The sequence below is a fragment of the Bradyrhizobium iriomotense genome (genome assembly GCF_018129405.1).
Lineage (GTDB): Bacteria > Pseudomonadota > Alphaproteobacteria > Rhizobiales > Xanthobacteraceae > Bradyrhizobium > Bradyrhizobium iriomotense_B.
The window spans coordinates 35,972-60,904 of sequence record NZ_JAFCLP010000030.1; the positions used below are offsets into that span (position 1 = coordinate 35,972).

Below are 24,933 nucleotides of genomic sequence, written 5' to 3' on the forward strand. Positions count from 1 at the left end.
GCCCGCAGGGCGAGCCCGGAATCTCGAGATTCCGGGTCCGATGCTTCGCATCGCCCCGGAATGACGACTTTCGTGGATGCTCGGATCAAGTCCGGGCATGACGTATTCGGGGCGCAGCGCGAATGCTGTAGGAGTGCTTCAGGGCGCGGGGAATATTGATGTTGCAGGCAGAGGCCACCGAGGCCCCCATCAAGGTCGAGTTCGACAATTTCGAGCACGGTTTTCCGGAAGGGTTCGGTCCGGGCTGGTGGGGCCAGCTCGCCTACTGGATCGGCATCGCCTTTGCGACCTTCCAGCTCTATGTCGCGGCCTTCAACTATCTGCCGAGCCAGGTGGTGCGCGGCGTCCATGTCGGCTTTCTCGTTCTGCTCACCTTCGGCCTGATCGCGAATTTCACAGCGAAGAGCAATTTCGGCCGCGCGCTCGGCTGGGTGATCGGCGCCGCCGGCTTCTTCTGCGGGCTCTACCAGTGGATATTCTACGCCGACCTGATCGCGCGCGACGGCGATCCGACCAAGCTTGATCTCGCGGTCGGCACGCTGCTCGCCGTGCTGATCTTCGAGGGCACGCGGCGGCTGATGGGCGCGGCGCTGCCGCTGATGTGTGGCGCCTGCCTGCTCTACTGGTTCTTCGGGCAATATCTGCCGTCGCCGCTCAACCATCGCGGCTATGATTTCGACCAGATCGTCACGCATCTGTCGTTCGGCACCGAGGGCTTTTACGGCGTGCCGATCTACGTCTCGGCGACCTACATCTTCCTGTTCATCCTGTTCGGCTCGTTCCTGGAGCGCGCCGGCATGATCCAGCTGTTCACCGACGTCTCGCTCGGTCTGTTCGGCCGCACCCGCGGCGGCCCTGCCAAGGTCGCGGTGTTCGCCTCGGGCATGATGGGCACGATCTCCGGCTCGGGTGTCGCCAACGTCGTCACCGTCGGCCAGTTCACGATCCCCCTGATGATCAAGTTCGGCTATCGCCGCGCCTTCGCCGCCGGCGTCGAGGCCACGGCCTCGATGGGCGGCCAGATCATGCCGCCGGTGATGGGCGCGGTCGCCTTCATCATGGCGGAGACGCTCGGCGTCCAGTACTCGGAGATCGTCAAGGCGGCGGCGATTCCTGCGATCCTCTATTTCGCCTCTGCCTTCTGGATGGTGCACCTCGAAGCCGGCAAGCACGGTCTCGTCGGAATGAAGCGCTCGGAGATCCCGAGCGCCTGGAAGGCGCTGGTGACGCGGTGGTACCTCGTGCTGCCGCTCGCAGCGCTGGTCTACATGCTGTTCGAAGGCTTTACGCCGCTCTATGCCGGCAGCATGGGCCTTGCGCTCACGGTGACGCTGATCCTCGGCACCGCCATCACAACGGGCGCCTCCTCGATGGCGATCCGCGCCATCTTCTGGGTCGGGCTCGCGCTCGTCGTCGCGGCGCTGTCGCGCGACGGCCTCCAGATCGTGCCGGTCGCCAGCGTCGTCGTCGGACTGATCGTCATCACGGCCTTCGTGCGCGGCGGATTTACGGCCTTGCGCGAATGCCGCAATGCACTGGCCGAGAGCGCGAAATCCGCCATCACCGTCGGCATGGCCTGCGCCATAGTCGGCGTCATCATCGGCATGATGTCGCAGACCGGCGTCGGCACCATCTTCGGCGGCTGGGTGATCGGGCTCGGCGAGAAGAGCCTGTTCCTGGCGCTGATCATGACCATGCTGCTGTCGATCCTGCTCGGCACCGGCATCCCGACCATCCCGACCTACATCATCACCGCCGCGCTTGCCGCGCCGGCGCTGGCGAAGCTCGGCGTGCCGCTGATCGCGAGCCACATGTTCGCGTTCTACTACGGCATCATGGCCGACCTCTCGCCGCCGGTGGCGCTCGCAGCCCTCGCGGCGGCGCCGATCGCGAAGGAGAATCCGGACAAGATCGGCTGGGAGGCGATGCGCATCGCGCTCGCCGGCTATGTCATCCCGTTCATCTTCGTCTATTCGCCGGCCCTGATGCTCCAGGCCGGCGATCCCATGGCAGCGAAGCTCGGCCTCTACGGCGCGGTAGCGCTCGCGACGCTCAAGGCGCTGGTGGCGATAGGCCTGTTCGGCATGGTGGCGATCGGCTTCCTGTTCACGCGGCTGACGTTCGTCGAACGCCTGGTCGCGCTCGGCGCCGCATTCTGCCTGCTCGGCGACTTTCCGTTCAGCGACACCGCGGGCTTCGTGTTCTCCGCCGCGCTCGTGCTGTGGCAATGGCGGCAGCGGCCGCCTGCGACCGTCGAGGCGGTGTGAGCCTCTGCTTCGCAACAGTCGGCGGCGTGAAGGCGCTGGCGCTGTCCGCGTTCACGCTTGCATGGACGCATTCGATCGCGAAGGTCGAGTGGCAGGAGGACTGGCGCGTGACGCCCGCCGGCCTCGAACTGGCGCAGGCCCGCGTCAAGGGCACCGGCCCCGGCATGGAGCCGCCTCCCGAGGCGCGGCTGGTCGACGGGTGGTTTCAATGGCAGCCGCAGCGTGCGCCGATGCAGGAGGTGGTGCTGGGTAATTCCGGTGCGGCCGGGGAGTGGCGGTTGTGCCATGATGGAAAGTGCAGGACATTGTCGGAGATTGTCGGCCATCCGATCGGTGCTAACGTGACCACAATGAAGGTTTGCAACGATCCGTAGCCCGGATGAGCGCAGCGATATCAGGGAACGGTGGCCCCCGGATGTCGCTGCGCTCATCCGGGCTACAAAGAACAACACGGGAGACACGCGATGGATCGGCTCAAGGGCAAGGTTGCGATGGTGGTGGGGGCGGGCTCGATCGGACCGGGCTGGGGCAACGGCAAGGCGACCGCGGTGACCTTCGCGCGCGAGGGCGCGCAAGTGTTTTGCGTCGACCGCAACGGTGCCGCGGCCGAGGAGACCGCCAAGATCATCGCCGGCGAAGGCGGCAAGGCGACGGCGTTCACGGCCGACGTCTCGCGTCCGGCCGAGATCGAGGCGATGGTCGCGGCGTGCCTGAAGGCCTATGGTCGCATCGACGTGCTCGACAACAATGTCGGCATCGCCGAGATGGGCAGCGTGGTCGAGGTGAGCGAGGAGAGCTGGGACCGCGTCTTCAGCGTCAACCTCAAGAGCGCCTATTTCGCCATGAAGCACGTCATCCCCGTGATGGTGAAGCAGGGCGGCGGCTCGATCATCAACATCTCCTCGATCGCCTCAATCCGCCACATGGGCATCTCCTACGTCACCTACGGCACCTCGAAGGCGGCGATGAACCAGATGACGCGCACCACCGCGATCGAGTTCGCGCGCCATCATGTGCGCGTGAACGCGATCCTGCCCGGCCTAATGAAGACGCCGATGGTCGAGCACTCCGCGGGCCTTGCCGCCAGCTACGCCAAGGGCGATGTCGAGGCGATGTGGCGCGCGCGCGACGCGCAGGTGCCGATGGGCCACATGGGCGATGCCTTCGACGTCGCCAATGCCGCGCTGTTCCTTGCGTCGGACGAGTCGAAATATGTGACGGGAATCGAGCTGGTGGTCGATGGCGGGATCACCTGCAAGGCGGGGGCGTAGTTTCTCGTCGCCCTGGCGAAAGCCAGGGCCCATAACCACAGAACGTGGTTTGGCGAAGATTCGCAGTTGCCTGTTCGCTTCAGCAACCCGCATTTAGGGTAATGGGTCCTGGCTTTCGCCAGGACGACATTCTCCTACTGCGCCAGCGCCAGGATCCCGCCGGCGAACGAATGCCATGCAGCCGTCTCGCTGACCGGCCAGTTCAGCACCTTCACCGCCAGCAGCGCCAGCGTGCCGATGATGTAAACCGGATGCACGCGACCCTCGGCGCGCCAGTCGCGCACCATGGCGACGACGAGCAGAAGTGCGGCGACCACGGCAGGTGCAATCGTCACGGGCACCGGCGGCGGACCGGGCGGTCCTGGAGGTGCGAGGAAGGTCAGGAACCAGCGCGCGATCGCGGCGTCGAGGATCGAGACCGCGGCGAGCAGCATCAGGCGCTTGTGAATCTCGGGCCTGCGCGTGTTCATGATGGCGAGCACGAAGACAATTGCGAAGAACGCAATCCCGCTCATCGGCACGATCGAGAACGCGATACCGGCGTCTTTCTGCCCGAGCGCGGCGGAATGCTGCATCACATGCACGGAGGCGAGGAAGCCGAAAATCGTCATCGCGGTGGCGAGAGATACGCCGGCGATGCCGAGCGAGCGGTGGTTGACCACGCGGCCGGAGGCCGCGAGCCAGGTCTGGAGCACGAAATAGAGTGACCAGGTGAAGAACAACAATCCGTGAAAGTGGATCACCGGGCTTGCGGAGAATGTCCGGTGAGCGAGCGGCACCCAATAGGTCGGCGCGAAACCGAGAAAGGCGGTCGCCGCGCAGGCCAGGGCCATGTGGAGATAAAAATATCGTGCAGGCGACGCATCACGCGCGCGTACACGACGGTCGTCGATCAGGGTTGTCATCAGGAATGAGTCTGGAGGGACGGGGTTTGGTTCAAACTCGCCGTCGTCCCGGACAAGCGTAAGCGCAGATCCGGGACCCATAACCCCAGGATTGTGTGTATCGCTCGGTGGCAGCTCCGAGTCTTCGCCAAACACAATGTCGTGGCTATGGGGCCCGGATCGGCGCGCGCTTTGGGCGCGCTTGTCCGGGACGACGAGCTCTATCCCCCCGCGCTCAATTCCGCGCGATCGAGCTCTTCCTCGAGCCGGTGAAACGCGTCGTCGCCGATCACCTCGGTGGCACGCAGGTCGAAGATGGATTTGCGGGCGGCCTCGATGGCGCGGCGGCGCAGGGGATCGGCGGGCAATTCGCCGTTGGCGATGCCGCCGTTCGGATCGGTCTCGGTCTGCATCAGGATGGCGCGATATTCGAGCCGCAGGATTTCCGCCTCCTCCGACGGATCGCTTTCGATCGCATCGAGCGCGGCGCGATAGGCGACGGCGCGACCGCGCGCGACCTCGACGCCGACGGGATCGTCGTCCTTGAGGTCGAAGGCGAGGATCAGCGGGCGTAGCGTCAGGCCCTGGATGATGAGCGATCCCAGCACCACGGCGAAGGCGATGAAGACGATGAAGTCGCGATAGGGAAAATTCTCCGGCAGCGCAAAGGCGGTGGCGAGCGTGACGAGGCCGCGCATGCCGCACCAGGAGATGATGAGCCCGCCTTTCGGTGAGGCGACCTGCTTCGGATCCTTGGGATGGTAGAGGTTATGCGCGATCAGCACGCGCAGCGTCGTGCGGTAGAACGTCACCCAGAACAGCCGCACCAGGACCACCGTAAGCAGGATCCAGGCCGCAGCCACGCAATATTCCCAGCGTACGTCCGCGTCCAGCCGCGTCCAGATCGGCCGCATCTGCATGCCGATCAGCATGAAGGCGAGCACGTTGAGCACGAACACCGTCGTCTCCCACACCGCATAGGACGGCACCCGTAGCCGTGCCGGCATGCGCGCCGGCGCGGTGCGCGCGAGGGCGATGGCGTAGATCACGATGGTGAGGATGCCGGACAGGCCGAGATGCTCGGCACCGATCCAGATCATGAAGGTGGTGGCGAACTGAACGATGATCGCGCTCGGGGCTTCCGTCACGCGCTCCATCATGGGCGCGATGATGCGTGCTGCGACAAGGCCGGCGATGACGCTGCCGACCAGGGCCAGCGCCATGGTCGGCGCGACCTGGCTCCAGGTCAGATGCTCGGTGGCAACCGCACCGACGGCGATGCGATAGATCAGCAGCGCGCTCGCATCGTTGAGCAGGCTCTCGCCCTCCAGCACCTTCACCATGCGGTGGGGCAGCTTCACCTGGCTCAGGATCGCGACCGCGGCGGCCGCATCCGGCGGCGCCACGATGGCGCCGAGTGCAACCGCGGCGGCCCAGGGCATGTCGGGCATCAACCGGTGCGCGACGAAGGCGACGCCAGCCGTGGTCAGGCCGACTGCGGCCACGACCAGGGTGGAGACCGGAACCCAGTTGTTGCGCAGATCCCGCAGCGAGGTGTCGAAGGCGGCATCGAGCAGCACCGGTGCGACAAAAAGCGCCAAGGCCAGGTCCGGCTCCAGCGTCCAGGTCGGGCTCGACGGCACGAAGGCGATCAGGGCGCCGCCGATGGCGAGAAACGTCGGGTAGGGGACCTTGATCCGCCGCGCCAGCGCCGATAAGGCAACGGCGCCGAGCAGCAGGGCGATGATCCATTCGAATGTCGACACGATAGTCCCCGAGACCGGTTTGAGCGGCGCCACAAGCTAGCACCAATCCGGCCGTATGATGGATAGTGCGGCCCCAAGGCAAGAGTGAAGCAAGCCCTTCCGACTGCAACAAGCATGCGTTTTCAGAAACTCATTCAATGGTCAGCTGCCGCGGCGCTCTCAGCGCTTTCGATCGGCGCGGCCCATGGTGCGACCGGCGGCGAGCCGGTGGCCGTCGCGCAGGTCGATATCGCGCCATGCCTCGCGGCCGCTGCGGCCGACGAGATGGACAAGGCGGGTACGGCCTGCGCTGCCGCGATCGACAACGAGAAGACGGCGAAGGCAGACCTGGTCAAGGCGCTGATCGCGCGCGGCGCGCTTTATGCGCGGCACGACCAGATCGATCGTGCGATTGCCGACGACAGCCGCGCTCTTCTGCTCGACCCCACGCTCGCGGACATCTTCAACGCGCGCGGCGAGCTCTGGCTGAAGAAGGGCGACAAGCCCAAGGCGGTGCAGGATTTCGGTGCCGCGCTCAAGATCGATCCAAACCACGAGAGGGCCAAGGCCAATCACAAGGCGATGGCGCGCGAGCTCGAGCGCATCGGCGCGCAGATGGCGGTCGCCGGCAAGCCCAGCTTCAACTGTGCCCGCGCGGCCCGGGCCGTGGAGAAGGCGATCTGCGGCAATCGCGAGCTCGCCGATCTCGATCGGGAAATCTATGGGTCGAACGCGCGAGCGATCCGGGAGGCGCGCAGTCCCGCGGAAGCCAGGGCGCTCCAGCGCGAGCAGGACGAGTTCATCGCCCGCCGGAATGCCGGTTACGGGCGGCCGGGGTACGATCTGAAGAAGGCGATGCAGGAGCGGCTGCAGCGGATCAACGGGGTGGACGGGTATTGAGTGTCTTCGCCTCTCCCCGCGTGCGGGGCGAGCGAGTGCGGACGCTGGTGCGCTGCTGACAGGCCCGGTTTGAACCCGGTCCCAGTCCGCCGCGACAACGGTAAGAACCCGATGTCACGGAGCCCAAAGTCATGTGCGGCATGCATCTTTCCGCGCAAACGTCCTCGTTCACCAAAACGTCGCTGTGCGCGCTCCTCCTCGGCACGGCAATGAGCCTCGCGCTCGTCGTCCCGGCCTCGGCTGCCGCCGATTGTGTCGCCGGCAGCAAGGCTGCTCCCGCCGAGCTGATCACGTCGTGCAGCGCCGTCATCGACCAGGCTGCCAATTCGAGTTCCGATCGCGCCGCGGCGCTGCTGGTCCGCGCTGGCGCCAATGCGCGCACCTCGGGTGGCCAGACCCAGGCCCTGCGGGACATCGACCGCGCCATCGCCCTCGACGGCAAGAACGCAAAGGCCTGGCGCGTGCGCGGCGACCTCTTGCGTGAGGCCGGCGGCGACCTCAATCGGGCCGCGGCGGATCTGACCAAGGCGATCGAGCTCGATCCACAGGACGCGGAAGCTTACGAGCTGCGCGGCGTCGTCTACACCAATCAGCATCGCTTCGACCGCGCCATTGCAGACTACGACCAGGCCATCAAGCTGAAGCCGGATTCCGCCCAGGCCTGGTCCGACCGCGGCGCGACCTTCTATCTGCGCGGCGACTACGACAAGGCCGTCGCCGACCTCAGCGAGGCGCTGCGGCTCGATCCGAACCGGGCGCGCAGTTACACCAACCGCGGCGCCGCCTACAAGAAGCTCGGCGAGCTCGACAAGGCGATCGCGGACGACAGCGAGGCGATCCGGCTCGATCCAAAGGTGCCGGAGTATTTCGACAACCGCGGTCTCACCTATGCCGCCATGAAGGAGTACGACAAGGCGATCGCCGATTACGATCAGGCGATCCGTCTCGAGCAGCGGGTGAACTTCCTGACCAACCGCGGCGACTCCTACCAGTTCAAGGGTGAACTCGGTGCTGCGCTGTCGGACTACAATGACGCGCTGAAACTCGATCCGAATTTTGCCAAGACCTACAACAATCGCGCCGTGCTCTACAAGAAGATGGGCGAGCGCAAGAAGGCGCTGGCCGACTACGAGGCGACGTTGCGGCTCGATCCCGCCAATGAGAACGCGCTCAACGGCCGCCGCGCGATGATCGCCGAGATCGCAAAATTCGGCGGCGAGCCGGCCCGTGTGCTGAACGCCGCCGCCAGCGGCCCGTCGTTCGATTGTGCCACGGCGAGGCGCGAGGTCGAGAAGGTGATCTGCGCCGATCCGCAGCTCGGCGTGCTCGACCGTCAGATCGCCGAGGCCTACGAGCGCGTGCTGAAAGCGGCGAGCAAGCGCTCTGCCGGCGACGTTCGCAAGACCCAGCGCGATTTCCTCACGGCGCGCAACGCAAGCTTCGGCCGTCCCGGCTATGATCTGAAGAAGGTCATGCAGGAGCGGTTGCAGAAGCTGAATGCGATGGAGAGCTGAGGCGTCCTTGCCTCTCCCCGCGTGCGGGGCGAGGCCGGAATTTGCGACAGCAAATTTCCGGGTGAGGGGGCTCTCCGCGAGTCCAACTGCCGCCGTCCCCGGGAAGACTCCCCCTCACCCCGACCCTCTCAGCGCGAGCGAAGCTCGTCGCGGCCCCGCATCCGCCTTCGCCAAGGCTTCGGCGGACGAGAGCGGGGAGAGGGGGAAGGACATCATCCTTTTCGGCTTGAATCGCGGTCCGTTCCCGGGAAAATAGCCCCCAAACAAGGCCGGCAATTGATCCTGGTCATGGCGGGACGCCTGTCCTGCCACAAGGGTCAGGGCCAGCCCATAAAGGGAACGGGAGCGCGGGAATGAACGTCCAAGGAAAAGCCGACGGGAAGAGTCGTTATCACGAGGTCTATGCGCGCTCGCTGGCCGACCCCGAGGGCTTCTGGGCCGAGGCGGCCAAGGAGATCGACTGGATCGCGCCGCCGAAGGCAATCTTCGATCCCTCGCAAGGACCCTATGGCCGCTGGTTTACCGGCGGTGTGGTCAACACCTGCTACAACGCGCTCGACCGCCATGTCGAACGCGGCCGCGCCGACCAGGTCGCGCTGATCCATGATTCGCCGCTGACGGGCTCGATCACCAAACTCACCTATGCCGAGCTCCTGGGCGAGGTGCAGGCGCTTGGCGCCATCATGCAGGATTTCGGTGTCGCCAAGGGCGACCGCGTCATCCTCTACATGCCGATGGTGCCGGAGGCGGTGGTTGCAATGCTCGCCTGCGCGCGCATCGGTGCGGTGCACTCGGTGGTGTTCGGGGGCTTTGCCGCAAAGGAGCTTGCCACCCGTATCGACGATGCGCAGCCGAAGCTCATTCTCTCCGCAAGCTGCGGCATCGAGCCGGGCCGGGTCGTGCAGTACAAGCCGCTGCTCGACGAGGCGATCAAGCTTGCCGGCAGCAAGCCGAAGGCCTGTATCGTGCTGCAACGTCCGCAGCTCACCTGTGACTTGATGCCGGGCCGCGACTACGATTGGGCAAGCCTGCGCCGCAAGGCCATCAACGAAGGCAAGAAGGCACCTTGCGCGCCTGTTGCCGCCACCGATCCGCTCTACATCCTCTACACATCGGGCACCACGGGCATTCCCAAGGGCGTCGTGCGCGACAATGGCGGGCATCTGGTTGCGATAAAATGGTCGATGTTCAACCTCTATGGTGTCAAGCCGGGCGAGGTCTGGTGGTGCGGCTCCGACATCGGCTGGGTGGTCGGCCACAGCTACATCATCTACGGCCCGCTGCTGCATGGCGCGACCTCGATCATGTACGAGGGCAAGCCGGTCGGCACGCCCGACGCCGGCGCATTCTGGCGCGTCATCAGTGAGCACAAGGCGGTCGCCTTGTTCACCGCGCCGACCGCGTTCCGCGCGATCCGGAAAGAGGATCCGGACGGAAGGTTCATCCGGCAATATGACCTGTCGGCATTCCGCACGCTGTTCCTCGCCGGCGAGCGCGCCGATCCGCCGACGGTGGAATGGGCGGAAGCGCAGCTCAAGGTGCCGGTGATCGACCATTGGTGGCAGACCGAGACCGGCTGGTGCATCGCCGGCAATCCGGTCGGTCTCGGCGTGCTGCCGGTGAAGCACGGCTCGCCGACGGTGCCGATGCCGGGTTACCAGGTCGACATCGTCGATGAGGCGGCCAAGCCCGTCGGCCCCAACACCATGGGCTCGATCGTGATCAAGCTGCCGATGCCGCCGGGCTGCCTGCCGACGCTGTGGAATCAGGACGCGCGCTTCAAGGAAGGCTATTTGAGCGAATTCCCCGGCTATTACAAAACCTCGGACGCCGGCTACAAGGACGAGGACGGCTATGTCTTCGTCATGGGCCGCACCGACGACATCATCAATGTCGCCGGCCATCGCCTGTCGACCGGCGGCATGGAGGAGATCCTGGCCTCGCATCCCGATGTGGCCGAATGCGCCGTGCTCGGCGTCAAGGACGCGATCAAGGGCGAGGTGCCCTGCGGCTTCCTGGTACTCAAGGCCGGCGTGACGCGCGCCCCCGCCGAGATCGAGAAGGAGATCATCGCGCTGGTGCGCGACAAGCTCGGCCCGGTCGCCGCCTTCAAGCTCGCCATCACCGTCGGCCGGCTGCCCAAGACGCGCTCCGGCAAGATCCTGCGCGGCACCATCAAGAAGATCGCCGACGGCGAATCCTGGGCCATGCCGGCGACGATCGAGGATCCCAAGGTGCTGGACGAGATCGGCGAGGCGCTGAAGGGGCGGGTGTGAGGTTTGGGCCTGTCATTCCGGGGCGATGCGAAGCATCGAACCCGGAATCTCGAGATTCCGGGTCTGGTGCTTACGCACCATCCCGGAATGACGGCCTTGCCGACTTACAATCTCCGCATTCCGCGCTAAACAGGGCCGGTCAACAAGGGATCCTGGATGCCACTCGCCACCGCGCCGCGCCTGCTCGCAGCCGTAACTCTCGCCATCGCTCTCTCCGCCTGCTCGGCGCGCTACCAGACGCCGGTGGCCGTGGGCGGCGACGATGATGACGCGGTCTGCCAGAGCCGTGGCTATGCGCAGGGCTCGCCGGAATACGTGGCCTGCCGCAAGGACCGCGACGTCCAGCGCAACGCCGCTACCGCTCGCGCCGACCGTCGCCAGCGCGATCTCGGCGAGTACATGCTGAACAATCCCGTGCGGCCGTAAGCGCGGAGCGCGGAATTATACTGCCGCGCCATTCGCGCAGCACTCGCATATCTCGTGACACATCTGCAACGCCACGGCCAAATCGTGTCGCGTTAGTCCTGATTTGATCGGCGTCAAATCCTTCACCATCCCCTTTCTGCTCTGACGCACATGTCGCGCAACGAAGCGCGCCTATGGCTGAAGGGGATTGAAATGGACGGAACGATAAGAAACTTGGCGCGGATCGCGACGGTCGGTGCGATGCTCGCGGGGACCTTTGTCTCGGCGCAGGCTGCCGATCTGCCGGTCTACAAGAAGGCGCCGCCGCCGGTGGAGGCGTTCAATCCCTGGATGGTGCGTCTGCGCGTGCTCGGCGTGTTGCCGGATGCCGGCGGCTCCACCGTCAATGTCGCGGGCGTTCCCTCGCTGTCGTCGCCGAATTCCGGCCTCTCGATCAGCGACCAGGTCGTGCCCGAGCTCGACATCAGCTATTTCTTCACGAAGAACATCGCGGCCGAACTGATCCTCGGCGTGACCAGGCACTCGATCAGCGGCACCGGCTCGCTCGCGAATCTGCCGATCGGCAAGACCACGCTGCTGCCGCCGACGCTGACCCTGCAGTATCACTTCGACAATTTCGGCGCGTTCAAGCCGTATGTCGGTGCCGGCGTGAACTACACCGTGTTCTTCAACAATTCCGCCGCCAACGTGCCGGCCGCCATCGTCGGACCGCCCGCGATCGTCGCCACCACCACGAACCTGCACGTCAGCAACGCCTGGGGCGGCGCGGTGCAGTTCGGCTTCGACTACATGCTCGACCGGCACTGGGGCCTCAACGTCGACGTCAAGAAGCTCTGGCTGCGGCCGGATTACTCGGCGACCGTCAGCGGCCTGCCGGTCACCGGCACCGCCCATATCGATCCGTGGCTGGTCGGCGCCGGCGTGACGTACAAGTTTTGATGAGCGCGTTGGGGAGGCATACTACCTCCCCAACGTCGTCCTGGCGAAAGCCAGGACCCATACCGCGTGATCTCTCGCTTGCGCACAGTCGGCGTACCGGACGACGAATCTTCGCCAAACCACTCCCTGGGGTAATGGGTCCTGGCTTTCGCCAGGACGACGGTGGACGCGCAAAAACAAAAACGCGGCGGGTTTTCCCGCCGCGTTTGCATTTGATCGCGAACGAAGAGTGGAGCCCTACTCCTCCTCGTCGTCCTGCTTCTTGCCGCCGAGCGTCTTCAGCTTGGCGAACACGGCGTCGACGTTGAGGTCGTCGCTCGATCGCTCGGCCGGCTCGTACTCGTCCTTCTTGGTGGTCTCGGAGGCCGGCAGCAGTGTGGCGCCGCCATAGGCCGCGTCGATCGGCTTCTCCTTGGCCGCGCGCTGGACCTCGAAATCGAGCTCGATCTGCGAGCAGAGGCCGAGCGTCACCGGGTCGATCGGGGTCAGCGACGAGGTGTTCCAGTGGGTCCGGTCGCGCACGCTGGCGATGGTGCTCTTGGTGGTGCCGACGAGGCGCATGATCTGGGCGTCCTTCAGCTCGGCATGGTTGCGCAGCAGCCAGAGAATGGCGCTCGGGCGCTCATGGCGGCGCGAGACCGGGGTGTAGCGCGGGCCCTTGCGCTTGGGCTGCGGTGGCAGCACCACCTTGCTCTCCTGCAGGCGGAGCCGGTAGTCCGGGTTCTTCTCGCCCTTCTCGATCTCCTCGCGGGTCAGCTGGCCGTTGGAGAGGGGGTCCATGCCCTTGATGCCCTGGGCGGCGTCGCCGTCGGCGATGGCGCGCACCTCGAGGGGGTGCATCTTGGTGAAATCGGCGACCTGGTCGAAGGTCAGCGCGGTGTTGTCGAGCAGCCAGACGGCGGTCGCCTTGGGCATCAGAGGTGCGTTGCTCATGGCAAATCTCCTTTGTGCTTCGCCCACCCCTCTGGAGGCGAAACCGGTGGTCATCAGCGATGACAGGGAATTCGCGCTATATAAGCCCGGAGGGGCTAGCCACGCAATGGTTCTGCTATAGATAGTGCCTTGACAGCGCCCGAAAGGGGGCCCAATTCCCTCTGCAGTCCCGTAAGCCCGTACCTAAGCCCTATTCATCCATCCGACCGCTTCCCGCCCCATTTGGCCAGGTGATTCGGTCCCGAGATCGCTCAATGTCAGCCAAACCAGACCTCAAGATCGTGCTTTGTTCTCCCCGCGGCTTCTGTGCCGGGGTGGTCCGGGCGATCGACACCGTGGAACGGGCGCTCGATAAGTACGGCGCTCCCGTCTATGTTCGCCATGAGATTGTGCACAACAAGTACGTCGTCGACGGGTTGAAGAAGAAGGGTGCCATCTTCGTCGAGGAACTGGCCGAAATCCCGGAAAATGCCACCGCGCCGGTGGTGTTCTCGGCCCATGGCGTGCCGAAATCGGTTCCGGCCGACGCCCAGTCCCGCAATCTGTTCTCGCTGGATGCGACCTGCCCGCTGGTGACCAAGGTGCACCGCGAGGCCGCGATCCACTTCAAGCGCGGCCGCGAGATCTTCCTGATCGGCCATTCCCATCATCCAGAAGTGGTCGGCACGCTCGGCCAGCTTCCGCCCGGCGCCGTGACCCTGATCGAAACCGCCGAGGACGCCAAGACCATCAATCCGAAGGATCCTGATAACCTCGCCTTCGTGACCCAGACCACGCTGTCGATCGACGACACCGCGGAGATCGTGGCGTTGCTCAAGGAGCGCTTCCCGAACATCAACGGTCCGCACAAGGAAGACATCTGCTACGCCACCACCAACCGCCAGCTCGCGGTGAAGAAGGTGGCGCCGGTGGTGGACGCGCTCATCGTTGTCGGTGCCCCCAATTCGTCGAACTCGCAGCGCCTGCGCGAGGTCGCCGAGCGCGAGGGCTGCAAGATTGCGGTGTTGGCGCAGCGCGCCGCCGATATCGACTGGACCAAGTTCGGCAACATCACGAGCCTCGGCATCACCGCGGGCGCCTCCGCGCCGGAAGTGATCGTCGAGGAGATCATGGACGCTTTCGCCGAGCGCTACACGCTGCACGTGGAGACGGTCTCGGCCGCGGAGGAGAACGAGTTCTTCCCGCTGCCGCGTCAAGTGCGCCCCGAAGCTGCCGCCGAGTAGACCTTTATGGCGGTCTACACCGACGTCGCCGCCGACGAGCTTGCGGATTTCCTGAAGCAATACGATCTCGGCGAATTGCTCTCCTACAAAGGCATCGCCGAGGGCGTCGAGAATTCCAACTTCCTGCTGCACACCAGCCAGGGGTCGTTCATCCTCACGCTCTACGAGAAGCGCGTGGCGAAGAACGACCTGCCGTTCTTCCTCGCGCTGATGACGCATCTGGCCGAGCACGGCGTCAATTGCCCGCTGCCGGTGAAGGGACGAGACGGCGAAGCTTTGCGCGAGCTGTCCGGCCGCCCCGCCGCGATCATCACCTTTCTCGAAGGCGTCTGGCCGCGCAAGCCGAATGCGACCCATTGCGCCGGTGTCGGCGAGGGGCTCGCCAAGATGCATCTGGCCGGCGCCAATTTCGCGGTTCGGCGCGCCAATGCGCTGTCGGTGTCGGGCTGGCGGCCGCTGTTCGATGCGGCATCAAGCCGTGCCGACGAGGTGCAGCCCGGTCTGCGTGCGTTTCTCGCCGCCGAGCTCGATCATCTCGCGAGCGGGATCTGGCCGACCAACCTGCCCGAGGGCGTGATCCACGCCGACCTCTTCAACGACAACGTCTTCTTCCTCGGCGACAAGCTGTCCGGCATCATCGACTTCACCTTCGCCTGCAACGACATGCTGGCCTATGACGTCGCGATCTGCCTCAACGCCTGGTGCTTCGAGCCGGATCACTCCTTCAACGTCACCAAGGCGCGCGCTTTCCTCAATGCCTATGGCCGCGTGCGCAAGCTCACAGAGGCAGAAGAGGCCGCGCTGCCGCTGCTGGGGCGCGGCGCCGCGATCCGCTTCCTGCTGACGCGGCTGGTGGACTGGCTCAACGTGCCGCCCGGCGCGCTGGTCAAGCCGAAGGATCCGCTGGAATATGTCCGCAAGCTGCGCTTCCATCAGAGCGTGACGAGCGTGCGCGACTACGGGCTGATGCCGTCGGGGCTGGTGGCGTGAGCGAGCTTCCCAATGTCACCATCTATACCGACGGGGCGTGCTCGGGAAATCCCGGGCCCGGCGGCTGGGGCGCGATCCTGAAGTTCGGCGACAAGGAGAAGGAGCTGAACGGCGGCCAGCCGCACACCACGAACAACCAGATGGAATTGATGGCGGCGATCTCCGCGCTCGAGGCGCTGAAGAAGCCCTGCACGGTCGATCTCTACACCGACAGCCAGTATGTCCGGCAGGGCATCACCGGCTGGATCTTCGGCTGGAAGCGCAACGGCTGGCGCACCGCCGACAAGAAGCCGGTGAAGAATGTCGAGCTATGGCAGCGCCTCGACGCCGCCTTGAAGCAGCACGAGGTCCGCTGGCACTGGGTCAAGGGCCATGCCGGCCACCCCGAGAACGAGCGCGCCGATCAGCTCGCGCGCGACGGGATCGCGAAGGCGCGGTTGCAGCAGCGGGTGGCGGAGTAGGGGGCAGCGCATTTCGCTTGTGCCTTCGTCTCGTGCCCCAATCTCCACCGTCATCCCGGCGAAGGCCGGGATCCACAACCACCAGATTGAATTTGGCGAAGATTGGTCATGACCATATCGCACCACAACTCCTACCCGGCGTATGGGTCCCGGCCTTCGCCGGGACGACACCGAGTGTGTGGCTGAGATTGGTGGCCGCCTTACAGACAGTCTCTTAGGGTGGGCAAAGCGAAGCGTGCCCACGGCTTTTTTCAATCTGGGAAAGATGGTGGGCACGGCGCTGACGCGCCTTTGCCCACCCTACGGCACCTCCGCCGTGGCTCAGAGCTGCCCGAGCAGCGTATCGCCGCCGGAGACCTCGACCTTGCCGGGCATCGCCTCGAGGTTCAGCTTCTTGACCACGCCATCCTCGACCAGCATCGAATAGCGCTTGGAGCGGATGCCGAGGCCGTTGGCGGAGGCATCGAGCTCCATGCCGATCGCCTTGGTGAAGTCGGCATTGCCGTCGGCGAGGAAGACCGCTTCGTCGCGCTGGTCGGTGTCGCGCTTCCAGGCATTCATGACGAAGGCGTCGTTGACGGAGACGATGGCGATGGTATCGACCCCCTTGTCCTTGATGGCGTAGGCGTTGAGGAAGATGCTCGGCAGATGCATCTTGTGGCAGGTGCCGGTGTAGGCGCCGGGCACGGCGAACAGCGCCACCTTCTTGCCCTTGAAGATATCGTCGGTGGTCTTCACCTGCGGGCCTTCCGCCGTCATCACGCGGAATTTCGCCTCGGGCAGCTTGTCGCCAGTCTGGATCGCCATCGTCAGTCTCCCTGAAAATCGGTCCCGCTTTTTAGACCGGGCGGCGGGCCTGCACAATATTGCCGGCGGGGAAAGCGGCGCAGGCCGTGGCCCTTCACCGTGATGTCATCAGCCGGAAAAGCCGCCGCCGTCGAGGAAGGCCTGCTCTTCCTCGGTGGTGTCGCGGCCGAGGATGCGGTTGCGGTGGGGGAAGCGGCCGAACCGCTGGATGATGTCGGCGTGCTCCCGGGCGTATTTCTGGTTCTCGGTATTGTCGGTGTTCGCAAACAGCGCGATGCAGTGCAACTGGTCGGGCAGGTGCTCGGAATGCATGAAGGGCAAATAGAGGAATTCGAGCAGGATGGGGTCGATCCTGCGATCGACGCCCCGCTCGATGGCGCGGCGGACGACCTCGCGCGCCATGGCGTCGCTGGCGAAGGCTTCGGGCGTGCCGCGAAACATGTTGCGGGGAAACTGGTCGAGCACGATGACGAGCGCGAGCGCGCCGTCGTCGCTTGCCTCCCATGACGCCAGCTCGCCGGCGGCCGCCTTTTGCCACAACGGGAGAAAGCGACGCCTGACCTCCAGGTCGAAGGCGTCGCTGGGCTCGTACCAGCGTTCGTGGCCGGCCTCTCGCCAGAAGGCGAGAACGCCTGCCGGCGTGATGTCGCGGGCGTCAGTCATGAACCGGAGGCGCGCGTTACGCCGCCTCCGCCTTCTTCTCGTCGCGAAGCTGCCGGCGCAAAATCTTGCCGACATTGGTCTTCGGCAGGTCGGTGCGGAATTCGATCTGCTTGGGCACCTTGTAGCCGGTGAGCTGCTCGTGACAGAACTTGATCACGGCTTCCGCGGTGAGGTTCGGGTCCTTCTTCACCACGAAGGCCTTCACCGCCTCGCCCGACTTGGAATCGGGGACGCCGATCACGGCGCATTCGAGCACGCCAGGGTGGCTCGCGATCACTTCCTCGATCTCGTTGGGATAGACGTTGAAGCCGGACACCAGGATCATGTCCTTCTTGCGGTCGACGATCTTGGTGTAGCCCTTCTCGTCCATCACGCCGATGTCGCCGGTGCGGAAATAGCCGTCCGCGGTCATCACCTTGGCGGTCTCCTCCGGCCTGTTCCAGTAACCCGACATCACCTGCGGGCCCTTGGCGCAGATCTCGCCCGGCTGGCCGAGCGGCACTTCGTTGCCGTCATCGTCGCGGATCGAGATGTAAGTCGAGGGCACGGGGATGCCGATCGATCCCGAGAACTCGGTCGTGGTCGCGGGGTTGCAGGTCAGCGTCGGCGAGGTCTCGGACAGGCCGTAGCCCTCGGCGATGAAGCAGCCGGTCACCGCCTTCCACTGCTCGGCCACCGGGCGCTGCACCGCCATGCCGCCGCCGTTGGAGATCTTCAGCTTGGAGAAGTCGAGCTTCTTGAAGTCGGGATGGTGCATCAGGCCGTTGTAAAGCGTATTGACGGCCGGGAAGCTGTTGACCTGGTATTTTGCAAGCTCCTTGACGAAGCCGGCGATGTCGCGCGGATTGGGGATCAAGAGATTGCAGCCGCCGGCTCGCACCGCAAGCAGGTAGCAGGCCGTGAGCGCGAAGATGTGGTAGAGCGGCAGCGCACAGACGATCATCAACTGCTCGACATGCGGCGGCTGCGCCAGCGCCGGCTGGAGCCAGGCGTCGTTCTGCAGCACGTTGGCAACGATGTTGCGATGGAGCAGGGTCGCGCCTTTGGAGACGCCGGTGGTGCCGCCGGTATATTGCAGGAAGGCGACGTCGCCCGGCGACAGTTTTGGCTTGTTGAAGGTCAGAGAGCGGCCGGACGACAGCGCGTCGTTGAACGACACCGCGCCCGGCAGCGACCAGGCCGGCACCATCTTCTTGACGCGGCGGACGACGAGATTGACGATCACGCCCTTGAAGCCGAGCAGGTCACCCATGCTGGCGACGATGACGTGCTTCACGCCCGTCCTGGCGATCACCTGCTCGACCGTGTGGGCGAAGTTCTCCAGCACGATGATGGCTTCGGCGCCGGAATCCTTGAGCTGATGCTCGAGTTCGCGCGGTGTGTAGAGCGGGTTGACGTTGACGACGGCAAAGCCTGCGCGCAGCACCGCGGCGGTCGCCACCGGATATTGCAGCACGTTCGGCATCATGATCGCGACGCGGGCGCCGCGCTGCAGCCCGCGGCCTTGCAAGTATGCGGCAAGCGCGACCGACATCTGATCGAGGTCGCGATAGCTGATCGACTTGTCCATGCAGATGAACGCCTTGCGGTCGGCGAACTTGGTGAAGCTCTCCTCCAGCAGGTCGACCAGCGATGCGTATTGCGTCGGCTCGATGTCGGCGGGCACGCCGGGCGGATATTGCTTGAGCCAGATGCGCTCCATGGAAACTCCCCTCATTGTCCAGAGCCCGTTGTGTCTCGGGCTTGCCTCGTTGCCGCCAGTATCGAGCCTGCCGGAACGGGTGGCAAGCCGTCGTGGCTTAGGGCAAAGGTCGGAGAGTGGCTACTGGAATCGTCGGAAACCGCGTTGCCGCAGGTGCGAAGCGCGGGCGGCGGTTTAATTCCGAAGGGCGTTAACTGTTGTTGGCCGGCTTGGCGGGAGGCTTGGTCGCGGCCTTGGGCTTGGCGGGCTTCGCGGCCTGGTCGCCGCTCGCCGCGGGCTTTGCCGCCGCATCGGGCTTGGCCGCGGCATGCTTGGTCCCAGCCGGCTTGGCTGCGGTCTTGGCGTCGCTCTTGGCGTCGTTCTTGGCGTCAGCCGGCTTGGCAACCGGCTTTGCCGCTGCGGTCTTCGCGTCCTTCGGCTTATCGGCGGGCTTGTCGGCCGCATCTGGCTTCTTGGCGACGCGCGACTTCTTGCCACGCGGCTTTGGCGTCGCCTGCTGGTCGGCATCGGCCGCGACTGCCGCGATCAGGGCAGTGCCGGTGCGGGTCGGGCCGGTATAGACCAGCACGGGCTCGGTTGCCGCCGGCGCCGAGGCCATCAGCTCGGAGGCCTTCATCAGGGGCGGCTGGAGGCCGGCGGTGAAGAAGGTCACCTGGGCTTCGCCTCCGGTTGCGGACGCCGATCCTGATGTGCCGCCATTGGCTGCGATCAGCGCGTCGTCGTCGTCACTGGCGGGCCGCTTGCGATGGCCGCCGCACATCTCGTCACGGAGGTTCGGCGGCGAGGCATCGACCGGCACCAGCTTGTCGACTGTGCCGAGCGAGGGGCGGAGCCAGGTGAGGCCGTCCTGGCTGAAGCCGCGCTCGAGCAACTGCGCCGCCTTCACCGCGCGCGCGGTGCCGGAGTTCGCACCCAGCACCACCGCGATCAACCGGCGGCCGTTGCGCGTCGCCGACGCCACGAGATTGTAGCCGGAAGCGCAGATGAAGCCGGTCTTGAAACCGTCGGCGCCGGGATAGCGGCCGATCAGCTTGTTGAAATTGCCGGTGACGCGCTTGCCGAAGCGGATCGCCGGGATGTGCACGAAGTATTCGTATTCGGGCAGGTCGCGCAGGAACGAGCGAGCGAGAATGCCGAGGTCGCGGGCCGAGGTGATCTGTCCGTCGGCGGGCAGGCCGTTCGGATTGACGTAGCTCGTCTGCGTCATGCCGAGCTTCTGCGCGGTATCGTTCATCATCGCGGAGAAGCCGTCGATCGAACCGCCGACGCCCTCGGCGAGCACCACGGCCATGTCGTTCGCCGACTTCACCATCATCATCTTCAGCGCGTTGTCGACGGTGAGCTGCGTTCCCGGACGGAACCCCATCTTCGAGGGCGACTGCGAGGCGGCGGTCGGCGACACCGTAAGCAGCGTGTCGAGCGTGAGCCTGCCGTCCTTCACCGCCTTCAGCGTCACATAGGCTGTCATGATCTTGGTGACGGAGGCCGGATACCAGGGAATGGTCGCGTTATCAGCCTGTAGCACGTTGCCGCTGTCCGCTTCGATCAGCAGCAGCGCCTCGGCGCTCGCCGCGCGCGGCGCGAGCAGCACGGTGCATGCGAAGGCCGCAGCGAACAGGTTGAACAGGGATTTGCGAAGCAGCGGGCGAAGGGCGTGCACTATCCGATTCCGGTCCTTGGAGATCCGCCTGATACGGGCGGTTCTCGTGATCTGAGTTTCGGGTTCTGAAATCCGGCGCCGCCGCTTGCGGCGTCGCAAACCTATACCGGCTCGTGCGTCGAGAATAGGGGCTTCGGGCGGGTATTCCGCAACGAAGTAGGCCGAATTTCGACGGTCCTCTCGGGACTTGCTAGGGGGATTTGGCCGCTGTCGCGGCAGCCTCGGCGGCCGTCACGCTGGCCCGTGCGTTCTCCTGGACCATGAACTGGGCCTTGGCCATCTCGGCAAAATGTCCGCCTTTGGCCACGAGTTCATCGAAAGTTCCGGTTTCGATCACGCGTCCATTCTCGAACACCAGGATCCGCGTGGCGTTGCGGATGGTGGAGAGACGATGGGCGATCACGAAGGTGGTGCGGCCCTTCATCACTTCGTCGAGAGCGGCGTTCACCTTGACCTCGGTAACGGCGTCCAGCGCGGAGGTAGCCTCGTCGAGGATCAGGATCGGCGGGTCCTTCAGCAGGGCGCGGGCGATCGAAAGGCGCTGCCGCTCGCCGCCGGAGAGCATGCGGCCGCGCTCGCCGGCATTGGTCGCGAAGCCGCCGCTGCGCTCGATGAAGTCGAGTGCCTGTGCGCGCTCGGCCGCCTTGCGCATCTCGGCTTCGGTCGCATCCGGCTTGCCGACGCGCAAGTTCTCCTCGATCGAGCGGTTGAACAGCAGCGCTTCCTGGAACACGACGCCGATGTTCCGCCGCAGCGAGGTCAGCGTCACGCCGCGCACGTCCATGCCGTCGATCCTGATGAACCCGGATTGCGGATCGAAGGCGCGATGCAGGAGCGCAATCGCGGTGGATTTGCCGGCGCCGGTCGGGCCGACCAGCGCGATCGTTTCGCCGGGCAGCGCGGTGAAGGTGAGGTCCTCGATCGCCGGCCGCTTGCCGTCATAGGAGAAAGTGACGTCGTGGAACTCGACGAGGCCGGAGAGCCGCCCCGCATCGATCGCGTCGGGACGGTCGTGGACGGCCGGCACGGCATCGAGCACGCCAAAGAATTCGCGCAGGCGCGGCGCTTCCATGAACACGTTGTTGATGAAGCTCACGACCTGCTCGAGCTTCTGGATCAGCATCGTCGCAAAGCTCACGAACATCACGATCTCGCCGACCGAGGTCAGCCCCTGGTCGTGCAGCGCGATGCCGAGGGTGAAGATCGCGAGCACCGTGATGGTGGTCGAGGCCCGCGTGATCACGGTGACGAGCGCCCACCAGGACAGCACCGGCATCTGTGCGGCCAGCAGGTCGTCGGCGACGGAGCGCAGCCCCTTCACCTCGGATTCGACGCGGACGAAACTCTGCACCAGCGCGACATTGCCGAGCGCGTCCGAGGCGCGCGCGGAGAGCTCGCTATAGTGCTCCTCGACCTCCATCTGCATGCCGAAGGTCTTGCGCACCACGAAGGTGGTCAGCGCGGTGAAGACGACACAGAGCACGAACAGCAGGATCGCGAGCCGCCAGTTCAGGTACAGCGACAGCGGCAGCAGCACCACGACCGAGAGGATCGCGGCGAAGTGCTCGCGGAAGAATCCGAGCCACAGCCGCCACAGCGCATCGGTGCCGTTGAGCATCACCTTCATCAGCCGGCCCGAATGGGTGCCGGAGTGGAAGGTCAGCGGCAGCTGCAGGATGTGCTCGAAATAGTCCGTCAGCACCGCCTGGCGCTGGCGGTGCGAGAGCCGGTCGGCCTGCAGGGCGACCAGCGCGCTGCAGGCGATGGTGAACAGCCCGAACGCCACCCAGGCCGCCAGGAACGGCCACGCCGAGTTCGATCCCGCGACCGTCTTGCCTGAGAGCACGTCGACGATCCGGCCGAACAGCACGGGCTCGGCGAATTGCGAGGCTGCGAGCAGGAGGTTGGCGACCGCCAGCAGCCAGCCTAGCCGCGCCTCCTTGCCGAGCAGCTCGAGAACGCGGGAATAGAGACGGAGCATGGACATGCGGACTGGCAACTCGGGCAGCTGATGGGCTCGTATTCTAAGCCGGGATCGCTCGCGAGATACAGCAGAAGCTATCGGTTTTGCTCAATTGATGAGCCGGCTCTCGACCGGCGGCAGGAACCGGTCATCGAAGATGTCGCCCGCCGCCGGCCGTTTGCGGAATTTGAAGTCCTGGGCGATCTGGTCGATTGAGCGCTCCAGGCGCGCCGGGTCGATGCCGCCGAGGCCGTTGCGCCTGACCTCGTCGGTCAGGATGTTGTCGACGAGCACGGTGCGCAGGCGTTCCAGCTCGAGCTCGCGGTCGCCATCGTCGATGCGGCTTGCGGCCTCGTCCGCCGCACGCGCCGGCTCCTTGACCGTTGCGTTGATGCCGCCGATCAGGGCGCGGACGAAACCCTTCACGGCGTCCGGCTTCGCCGCGGCGAAGGCGGGATTGGCCACCACGGCAAAGCCATAGGCTTCGCAACCATAGTCGGCATAGCGCAGCACGACGAGATCGCCGCCGGGCACGCCGCGGTCGCGCAGGTTCACCGCCGAGAGATGGCTGAAGCCGGCGACGGCATCGACCTGTCCCGCGGACAGGATCGGCTCGCGCACCGCGGCACTGATCTTGTGGAATTTCACGCGCGAGGCATTGATGTTGTTCTGCTGCACCAGCGCCGGCCACAACCGCATCGAGAGGTCACCGTCGGCGACGCCGACGGTCTTGCCGTCGAGATCGGGCAGGAGGTGGATGCCGCGGCTCCTGCGCGCGACGATCGCGTAAGGTGCGCGGTTGAACAGCACGAACACCGCCTTGATCGGCGCCGCATCCTCCTTGTCGCGAAAACGGATCAGCTCGTTGATGTCGACCAATGCGAGCTCGCTGTCGCCCTTGGCGACGCGCGTGAGCGCCTCCGGCGATCCGGGCGCGGTGTTGAAGGACACGTTGAGATGCTCGGCGCCGAACTTGCCGTCCTTCGCGGCAAGGAAGAACGGCGCCATGCCGGCATCGATGGGACGGTCGAAGGTGAAGTGGATCGCCGTGGAGGGGGCGGCACTCTCGGCCGCTGCGGCATCGCGTGCCGTCAACGCGGCGAGCGAGATAGCAAGGGCCAGCAGGCCGCGAAAGGCGATCGTCTTGAATCCTGACATCAGTTGCGCCGGTCCCGCATTGTTGTGGTTTGTGACGCTCGCAGCGCCGGCCGGCGACGACCGTGCGCGTGGCAACATGAACGGCGGATGAGCGGCGGTTGCGTCACGATCACGCAACCCCGTTCAGCTTGTGTTGGGGTTGGGGAACCCAACATGGGAGGCGGGTGTTTGAAAGACATGAGCCTGTCTGCAGGCACCATTCAAGGTCCCAAGGAGGGTCCAGGACATGTTTGACAGATTTTCGAGCCTTATCGGCCGTAAAGCCGTCCTCGCGACGGCTGCGGTGCTGGCGCTGACCGCGGTCGCTCCGACGGCCTCTTACGCAGGCGGCCGCCACTGGCATCGCGGTGGCGGCGGTGCTGCGGCCGCCGCGGCTTTCGCAGCCATCGGCACCGGTCTCGCCATCGCTGCAACCCGCGACGCGTACGCCTATGACTACGGTCCGGGCTACGGCTATTACGGCGGTCCCGTCTACTACAGTGCCCCGGCCTACGGCCCCTATTACGGCCCGGGCCCGAACTACCAGTATCAGCGCTACGGCGGCACCGCGCCCTCGGAGCTCTGCGGCCAAGGCTACTTCACGAACTGCTACTAGGCTTGCCGGCCCCCTTGGCTACCGAAAGTTGACCAAAACAGGCTGTCGCGCTTGTCGCGCCGGCCTGTTTTTTGCTTTTGCTGCCGGGCGTTAACGCGCTCGCCATTAGTTTAGAGTAGTTTTGAGTACCATGAGTGATTCGCTTGAGCGGCTATATCTGGCTGTGCTCGCGGCCAAGGATCTTGATCCGGCAACATCGCGTACCGCCCGGCTGTTTCAGCGCGGCCCCTCCAAAATGGCGAAGAAACTGGCTGAAGAGGCCATTGAGGTCGTCATCGATGCCGTCAATGGCGACAGCGAGGCCGTGATCCGGGAAAGCGCCGACCTGCTCTACAATCTGACTGTGCTCTGGGCCTCGGCCGGCGTGCGCCCCGAGGACGTCTGGCGCGAAATGACGCGGCGGGAAGACATGCTCGGCATCGCCGAGAAGCTGCCAAAGTCGGCAGTGAAGCTGCCCAAAGTTTCGTCACCGCGCATGGCCGCCAGGCGGCCAATTGTCGCGCTCGAGAGCCGTTCCGCGCGTAAGCGGCATTAAAGCTTCACAAAACTCGCGATG

At 65.3% G+C, this 24,933-nt stretch carries 22 protein-coding genes; 13 read left to right on the forward strand and 9 right to left on the reverse strand.

Translation table 11 applies throughout. The features are described 5' to 3' along the window. The first annotated feature begins 158 nt into the window (after window positions 1-158). The 3 genes from JQ592_RS35720 to JQ592_RS35730 all read left to right on the forward strand — a co-directional run bounded on the left by JQ592_RS35720 (window position 159) and on the right by JQ592_RS35730 (window position 3,538). Complete coding sequence (locus JQ592_RS35720) at window positions 159-2,267, forward strand: TRAP transporter permease (RefSeq protein WP_211407393.1); 2,109 nt, start codon at window positions 159-161, stop codon at window positions 2,265-2,267. Then, the gene (locus tag JQ592_RS35725; protein WP_211407394.1) at window positions 2,228-2,641 is read left to right on the forward strand and encodes a DUF1850 domain-containing protein; all 414 of its coding nucleotides are present in this window, start codon (window positions 2,228-2,230) and stop codon (window positions 2,639-2,641) included. The genes JQ592_RS35720 and JQ592_RS35725 overlap by 40 nt, the downstream gene beginning before the upstream one ends. Before the next feature lie 90 nt (window positions 2,642-2,731). Further along, window positions 2,732-3,538 (forward strand): SDR family NAD(P)-dependent oxidoreductase, encoded by an 807-nt coding sequence (locus JQ592_RS35730; RefSeq protein WP_211407395.1) that lies wholly within the window; start codon window positions 2,732-2,734, stop codon window positions 3,536-3,538. Window positions 3,539-3,672: 134 nt separating this feature from the next. Here the strand turns inward: JQ592_RS35730 and JQ592_RS35735 are convergent, their stop codons facing one another. Together JQ592_RS35735 and JQ592_RS35740 are read right to left on the reverse strand one after the other, a co-directional pair. Further along, window positions 3,673-4,443, reverse strand: coding sequence for a hypothetical protein (locus JQ592_RS35735; protein ID WP_211407396.1), 771 nt, complete (start codon window positions 4,441-4,443; stop codon window positions 3,673-3,675). Between the two features lie 200 nt (window positions 4,444-4,643). Beyond that, entirely contained in the window at window positions 4,644-6,221 is a 1,578-nt protein-coding gene (locus tag JQ592_RS35740; protein ID WP_211407397.1) for a cation:proton antiporter, read from the reverse strand. 81 nt (window positions 6,222-6,302) lie between these two features. Between JQ592_RS35740 and JQ592_RS35745 the strand changes: the two genes are divergently transcribed. From JQ592_RS35745 to JQ592_RS35765, 5 genes are all read left to right on the forward strand, one after another. Beyond that, window positions 6,303-7,067 (forward strand): tetratricopeptide repeat protein, encoded by a 765-nt coding sequence (locus tag JQ592_RS35745; protein WP_211407398.1) that lies wholly within the window; start codon window positions 6,303-6,305, stop codon window positions 7,065-7,067. Between the two features lie 131 nt (window positions 7,068-7,198). Further along, window positions 7,199-8,581: a tetratricopeptide repeat protein gene (locus JQ592_RS35750; protein ID WP_211407399.1), complete on the forward strand. Its 1,383-nt coding sequence runs from the start codon at window positions 7,199-7,201 to the stop codon at window positions 8,579-8,581. A 353-nt stretch (window positions 8,582-8,934) separates the two neighbouring features. Continuing rightward, window positions 8,935-10,857 (forward strand): propionyl-CoA synthetase, encoded by a 1,923-nt coding sequence (locus tag JQ592_RS35755; RefSeq protein ID WP_211407400.1) that lies wholly within the window; start codon window positions 8,935-8,937, stop codon window positions 10,855-10,857. A 156-nt stretch (window positions 10,858-11,013) separates the two neighbouring features. Next, window positions 11,014-11,283 carry a hypothetical protein gene (locus JQ592_RS35760; RefSeq protein ID WP_018646450.1) on the forward strand — a complete coding sequence of 90 codons (270 nt, stop codon included), beginning with the start codon at window positions 11,014-11,016 and terminating at the stop codon, window positions 11,281-11,283. 192 nt (window positions 11,284-11,475) lie between these two features. Further along, window positions 11,476-12,222: an OmpW/AlkL family protein gene (locus JQ592_RS35765; protein ID WP_211407401.1), complete on the forward strand. Its 747-nt coding sequence runs from the start codon at window positions 11,476-11,478 to the stop codon at window positions 12,220-12,222. A 237-nt stretch (window positions 12,223-12,459) separates the two neighbouring features. Here JQ592_RS35765 and JQ592_RS35770 read toward each other — a convergent pair whose 3' ends face one another. After that, on the reverse strand, window positions 12,460-13,155 hold the full coding sequence (locus JQ592_RS35770) for a DUF1013 domain-containing protein (RefSeq protein WP_211407402.1): 696 nt from the start codon (window positions 13,153-13,155) through the stop codon (window positions 12,460-12,462). 254 nt (window positions 13,156-13,409) lie between these two features. Here JQ592_RS35770 and ispH point away from each other — a divergent pair, with 254 nt between their 5' ends. From ispH to rnhA, 3 genes are read left to right on the forward strand one after another with little or no spacing between them, the layout of a single operon-like run. Then, window positions 13,410-14,378, forward strand: a complete 969-nt coding sequence (ispH, locus tag JQ592_RS35775) for a 4-hydroxy-3-methylbut-2-enyl diphosphate reductase (protein ID WP_211407403.1) — start codon at window positions 13,410-13,412, stop codon at window positions 14,376-14,378. A 6-nt stretch (window positions 14,379-14,384) separates the two neighbouring features. Beyond that, window positions 14,385-15,368, forward strand: a complete 984-nt coding sequence (locus JQ592_RS35780) for a homoserine kinase (protein WP_211407404.1) — start codon at window positions 14,385-14,387, stop codon at window positions 15,366-15,368. Beyond that, complete coding sequence (rnhA, locus tag JQ592_RS35785) at window positions 15,365-15,829, forward strand: ribonuclease HI (RefSeq protein ID WP_211407405.1); 465 nt, start codon at window positions 15,365-15,367, stop codon at window positions 15,827-15,829. The genes JQ592_RS35780 and rnhA overlap by 4 nt, the downstream gene beginning before the upstream one ends. Window positions 15,830-16,150: 321 nt before the next feature. On the opposite strand, the gene JQ592_RS35790 is transcribed toward rnhA, so the two are convergent. The 6 genes from JQ592_RS35790 to JQ592_RS35815 all read right to left on the reverse strand — a co-directional run bounded on the left by JQ592_RS35790 (window position 16,151) and on the right by JQ592_RS35815 (window position 23,782). Beyond that, on the reverse strand, window positions 16,151-16,636 hold the full coding sequence (locus JQ592_RS35790; RefSeq protein ID WP_183245844.1) for a peroxiredoxin: 486 nt from the start codon (window positions 16,634-16,636) through the stop codon (window positions 16,151-16,153). A gap of 108 nt (window positions 16,637-16,744) precedes the next feature. Further along, on the reverse strand, window positions 16,745-17,299 hold the full coding sequence (locus JQ592_RS35795) for a DUF924 family protein (RefSeq protein WP_211407406.1): 555 nt from the start codon (window positions 17,297-17,299) through the stop codon (window positions 16,745-16,747). Window positions 17,300-17,315: 16 nt separating this feature from the next. Further along, complete coding sequence (locus JQ592_RS35800; protein ID WP_211407407.1) at window positions 17,316-19,001, reverse strand: long-chain fatty acid--CoA ligase; 1,686 nt, start codon at window positions 18,999-19,001, stop codon at window positions 17,316-17,318. Window positions 19,002-19,191: 190 nt separating this feature from the next. Next, window positions 19,192-20,661, reverse strand: a complete 1,470-nt coding sequence (locus tag JQ592_RS35805) for a D-alanyl-D-alanine carboxypeptidase family protein (protein WP_211407408.1) — start codon at window positions 20,659-20,661, stop codon at window positions 19,192-19,194. Window positions 20,662-20,851: 190 nt separating this feature from the next. Continuing rightward, complete coding sequence (locus tag JQ592_RS35810) at window positions 20,852-22,648, reverse strand: glucan ABC transporter ATP-binding protein/ permease (protein ID WP_211407409.1); 1,797 nt, start codon at window positions 22,646-22,648, stop codon at window positions 20,852-20,854. 84 nt (window positions 22,649-22,732) lie between these two features. Continuing rightward, complete coding sequence (locus JQ592_RS35815) at window positions 22,733-23,782, reverse strand: ABC transporter substrate-binding protein (protein ID WP_211407410.1); 1,050 nt, start codon at window positions 23,780-23,782, stop codon at window positions 22,733-22,735. A gap of 226 nt (window positions 23,783-24,008) precedes the next feature. Here JQ592_RS35815 and JQ592_RS35820 point away from each other — a divergent pair, with 226 nt between their 5' ends. Next, window positions 24,009-24,377, forward strand: a complete 369-nt coding sequence (locus tag JQ592_RS35820) for a hypothetical protein (RefSeq protein ID WP_211407411.1) — start codon at window positions 24,009-24,011, stop codon at window positions 24,375-24,377. Window positions 24,378-24,507: 130 nt separating this feature from the next. Further along, window positions 24,508-24,912 (forward strand): phosphoribosyl-ATP diphosphatase, encoded by a 405-nt coding sequence (gene hisE, locus JQ592_RS35825; protein ID WP_211407412.1) that lies wholly within the window; start codon window positions 24,508-24,510, stop codon window positions 24,910-24,912. The last annotated feature ends 21 nt before the right edge of the window (window positions 24,913-24,933 follow it).

Bases quoted from the DNA above. Each gene is read 5' to 3' on its own strand.
- JQ592_RS35720 (WP_211407393.1), top strand. From the start codon at position 159: ATGTTGCAGGCAGAGGCCACCGAGGCCCCCATCAAGGTCGAGTTCGAC.
- JQ592_RS35725 (WP_211407394.1), top strand. From the start codon at position 2,228: ATGGCGGCAGCGGCCGCCTGCGACCGTCGAGGCGGTGTGAGCCTCTGC.
- JQ592_RS35730 (WP_211407395.1), top strand. From the start codon at position 2,732: ATGGATCGGCTCAAGGGCAAGGTTGCGATGGTGGTGGGGGCGGGCTCG.
- JQ592_RS35735 (WP_211407396.1), bottom strand. From the start codon at position 4,443: ATGACAACCCTGATCGACGACCGTCGTGTACGCGCGCGTGATGCGTCG.
- JQ592_RS35745 (WP_211407398.1), top strand. From the start codon at position 6,303: ATGCGTTTTCAGAAACTCATTCAATGGTCAGCTGCCGCGGCGCTCTCA.
- JQ592_RS35750 (WP_211407399.1), top strand. From the start codon at position 7,199: ATGTGCGGCATGCATCTTTCCGCGCAAACGTCCTCGTTCACCAAAACG.
- JQ592_RS35755 (WP_211407400.1), top strand. From the start codon at position 8,935: ATGAACGTCCAAGGAAAAGCCGACGGGAAGAGTCGTTATCACGAGGTC.
- JQ592_RS35760 (WP_018646450.1), top strand. From the start codon at position 11,014: ATGCCACTCGCCACCGCGCCGCGCCTGCTCGCAGCCGTAACTCTCGCC.
- JQ592_RS35765 (WP_211407401.1), top strand. From the start codon at position 11,476: ATGGACGGAACGATAAGAAACTTGGCGCGGATCGCGACGGTCGGTGCG.
- JQ592_RS35770 (WP_211407402.1), bottom strand. From the start codon at position 13,155: ATGAGCAACGCACCTCTGATGCCCAAGGCGACCGCCGTCTGGCTGCTC.
- ispH (WP_211407403.1), top strand. From the start codon at position 13,410: ATGTCAGCCAAACCAGACCTCAAGATCGTGCTTTGTTCTCCCCGCGGC.
- JQ592_RS35780 (WP_211407404.1), top strand. From the start codon at position 14,385: ATGGCGGTCTACACCGACGTCGCCGCCGACGAGCTTGCGGATTTCCTG.
- JQ592_RS35790 (WP_183245844.1), bottom strand. From the start codon at position 16,636: ATGGCGATCCAGACTGGCGACAAGCTGCCCGAGGCGAAATTCCGCGTG.
- JQ592_RS35795 (WP_211407406.1), bottom strand. From the start codon at position 17,299: ATGACTGACGCCCGCGACATCACGCCGGCAGGCGTTCTCGCCTTCTGG.
- JQ592_RS35800 (WP_211407407.1), bottom strand. From the start codon at position 19,001: ATGGAGCGCATCTGGCTCAAGCAATATCCGCCCGGCGTGCCCGCCGAC.
- JQ592_RS35810 (WP_211407409.1), bottom strand. From the start codon at position 22,648: ATGTCCATGCTCCGTCTCTATTCCCGCGTTCTCGAGCTGCTCGGCAAG.
- JQ592_RS35815 (WP_211407410.1), bottom strand. From the start codon at position 23,782: ATGTCAGGATTCAAGACGATCGCCTTTCGCGGCCTGCTGGCCCTTGCT.
- JQ592_RS35820 (WP_211407411.1), top strand. From the start codon at position 24,009: ATGTTTGACAGATTTTCGAGCCTTATCGGCCGTAAAGCCGTCCTCGCG.
- hisE (WP_211407412.1), top strand. From the start codon at position 24,508: ATGAGTGATTCGCTTGAGCGGCTATATCTGGCTGTGCTCGCGGCCAAG.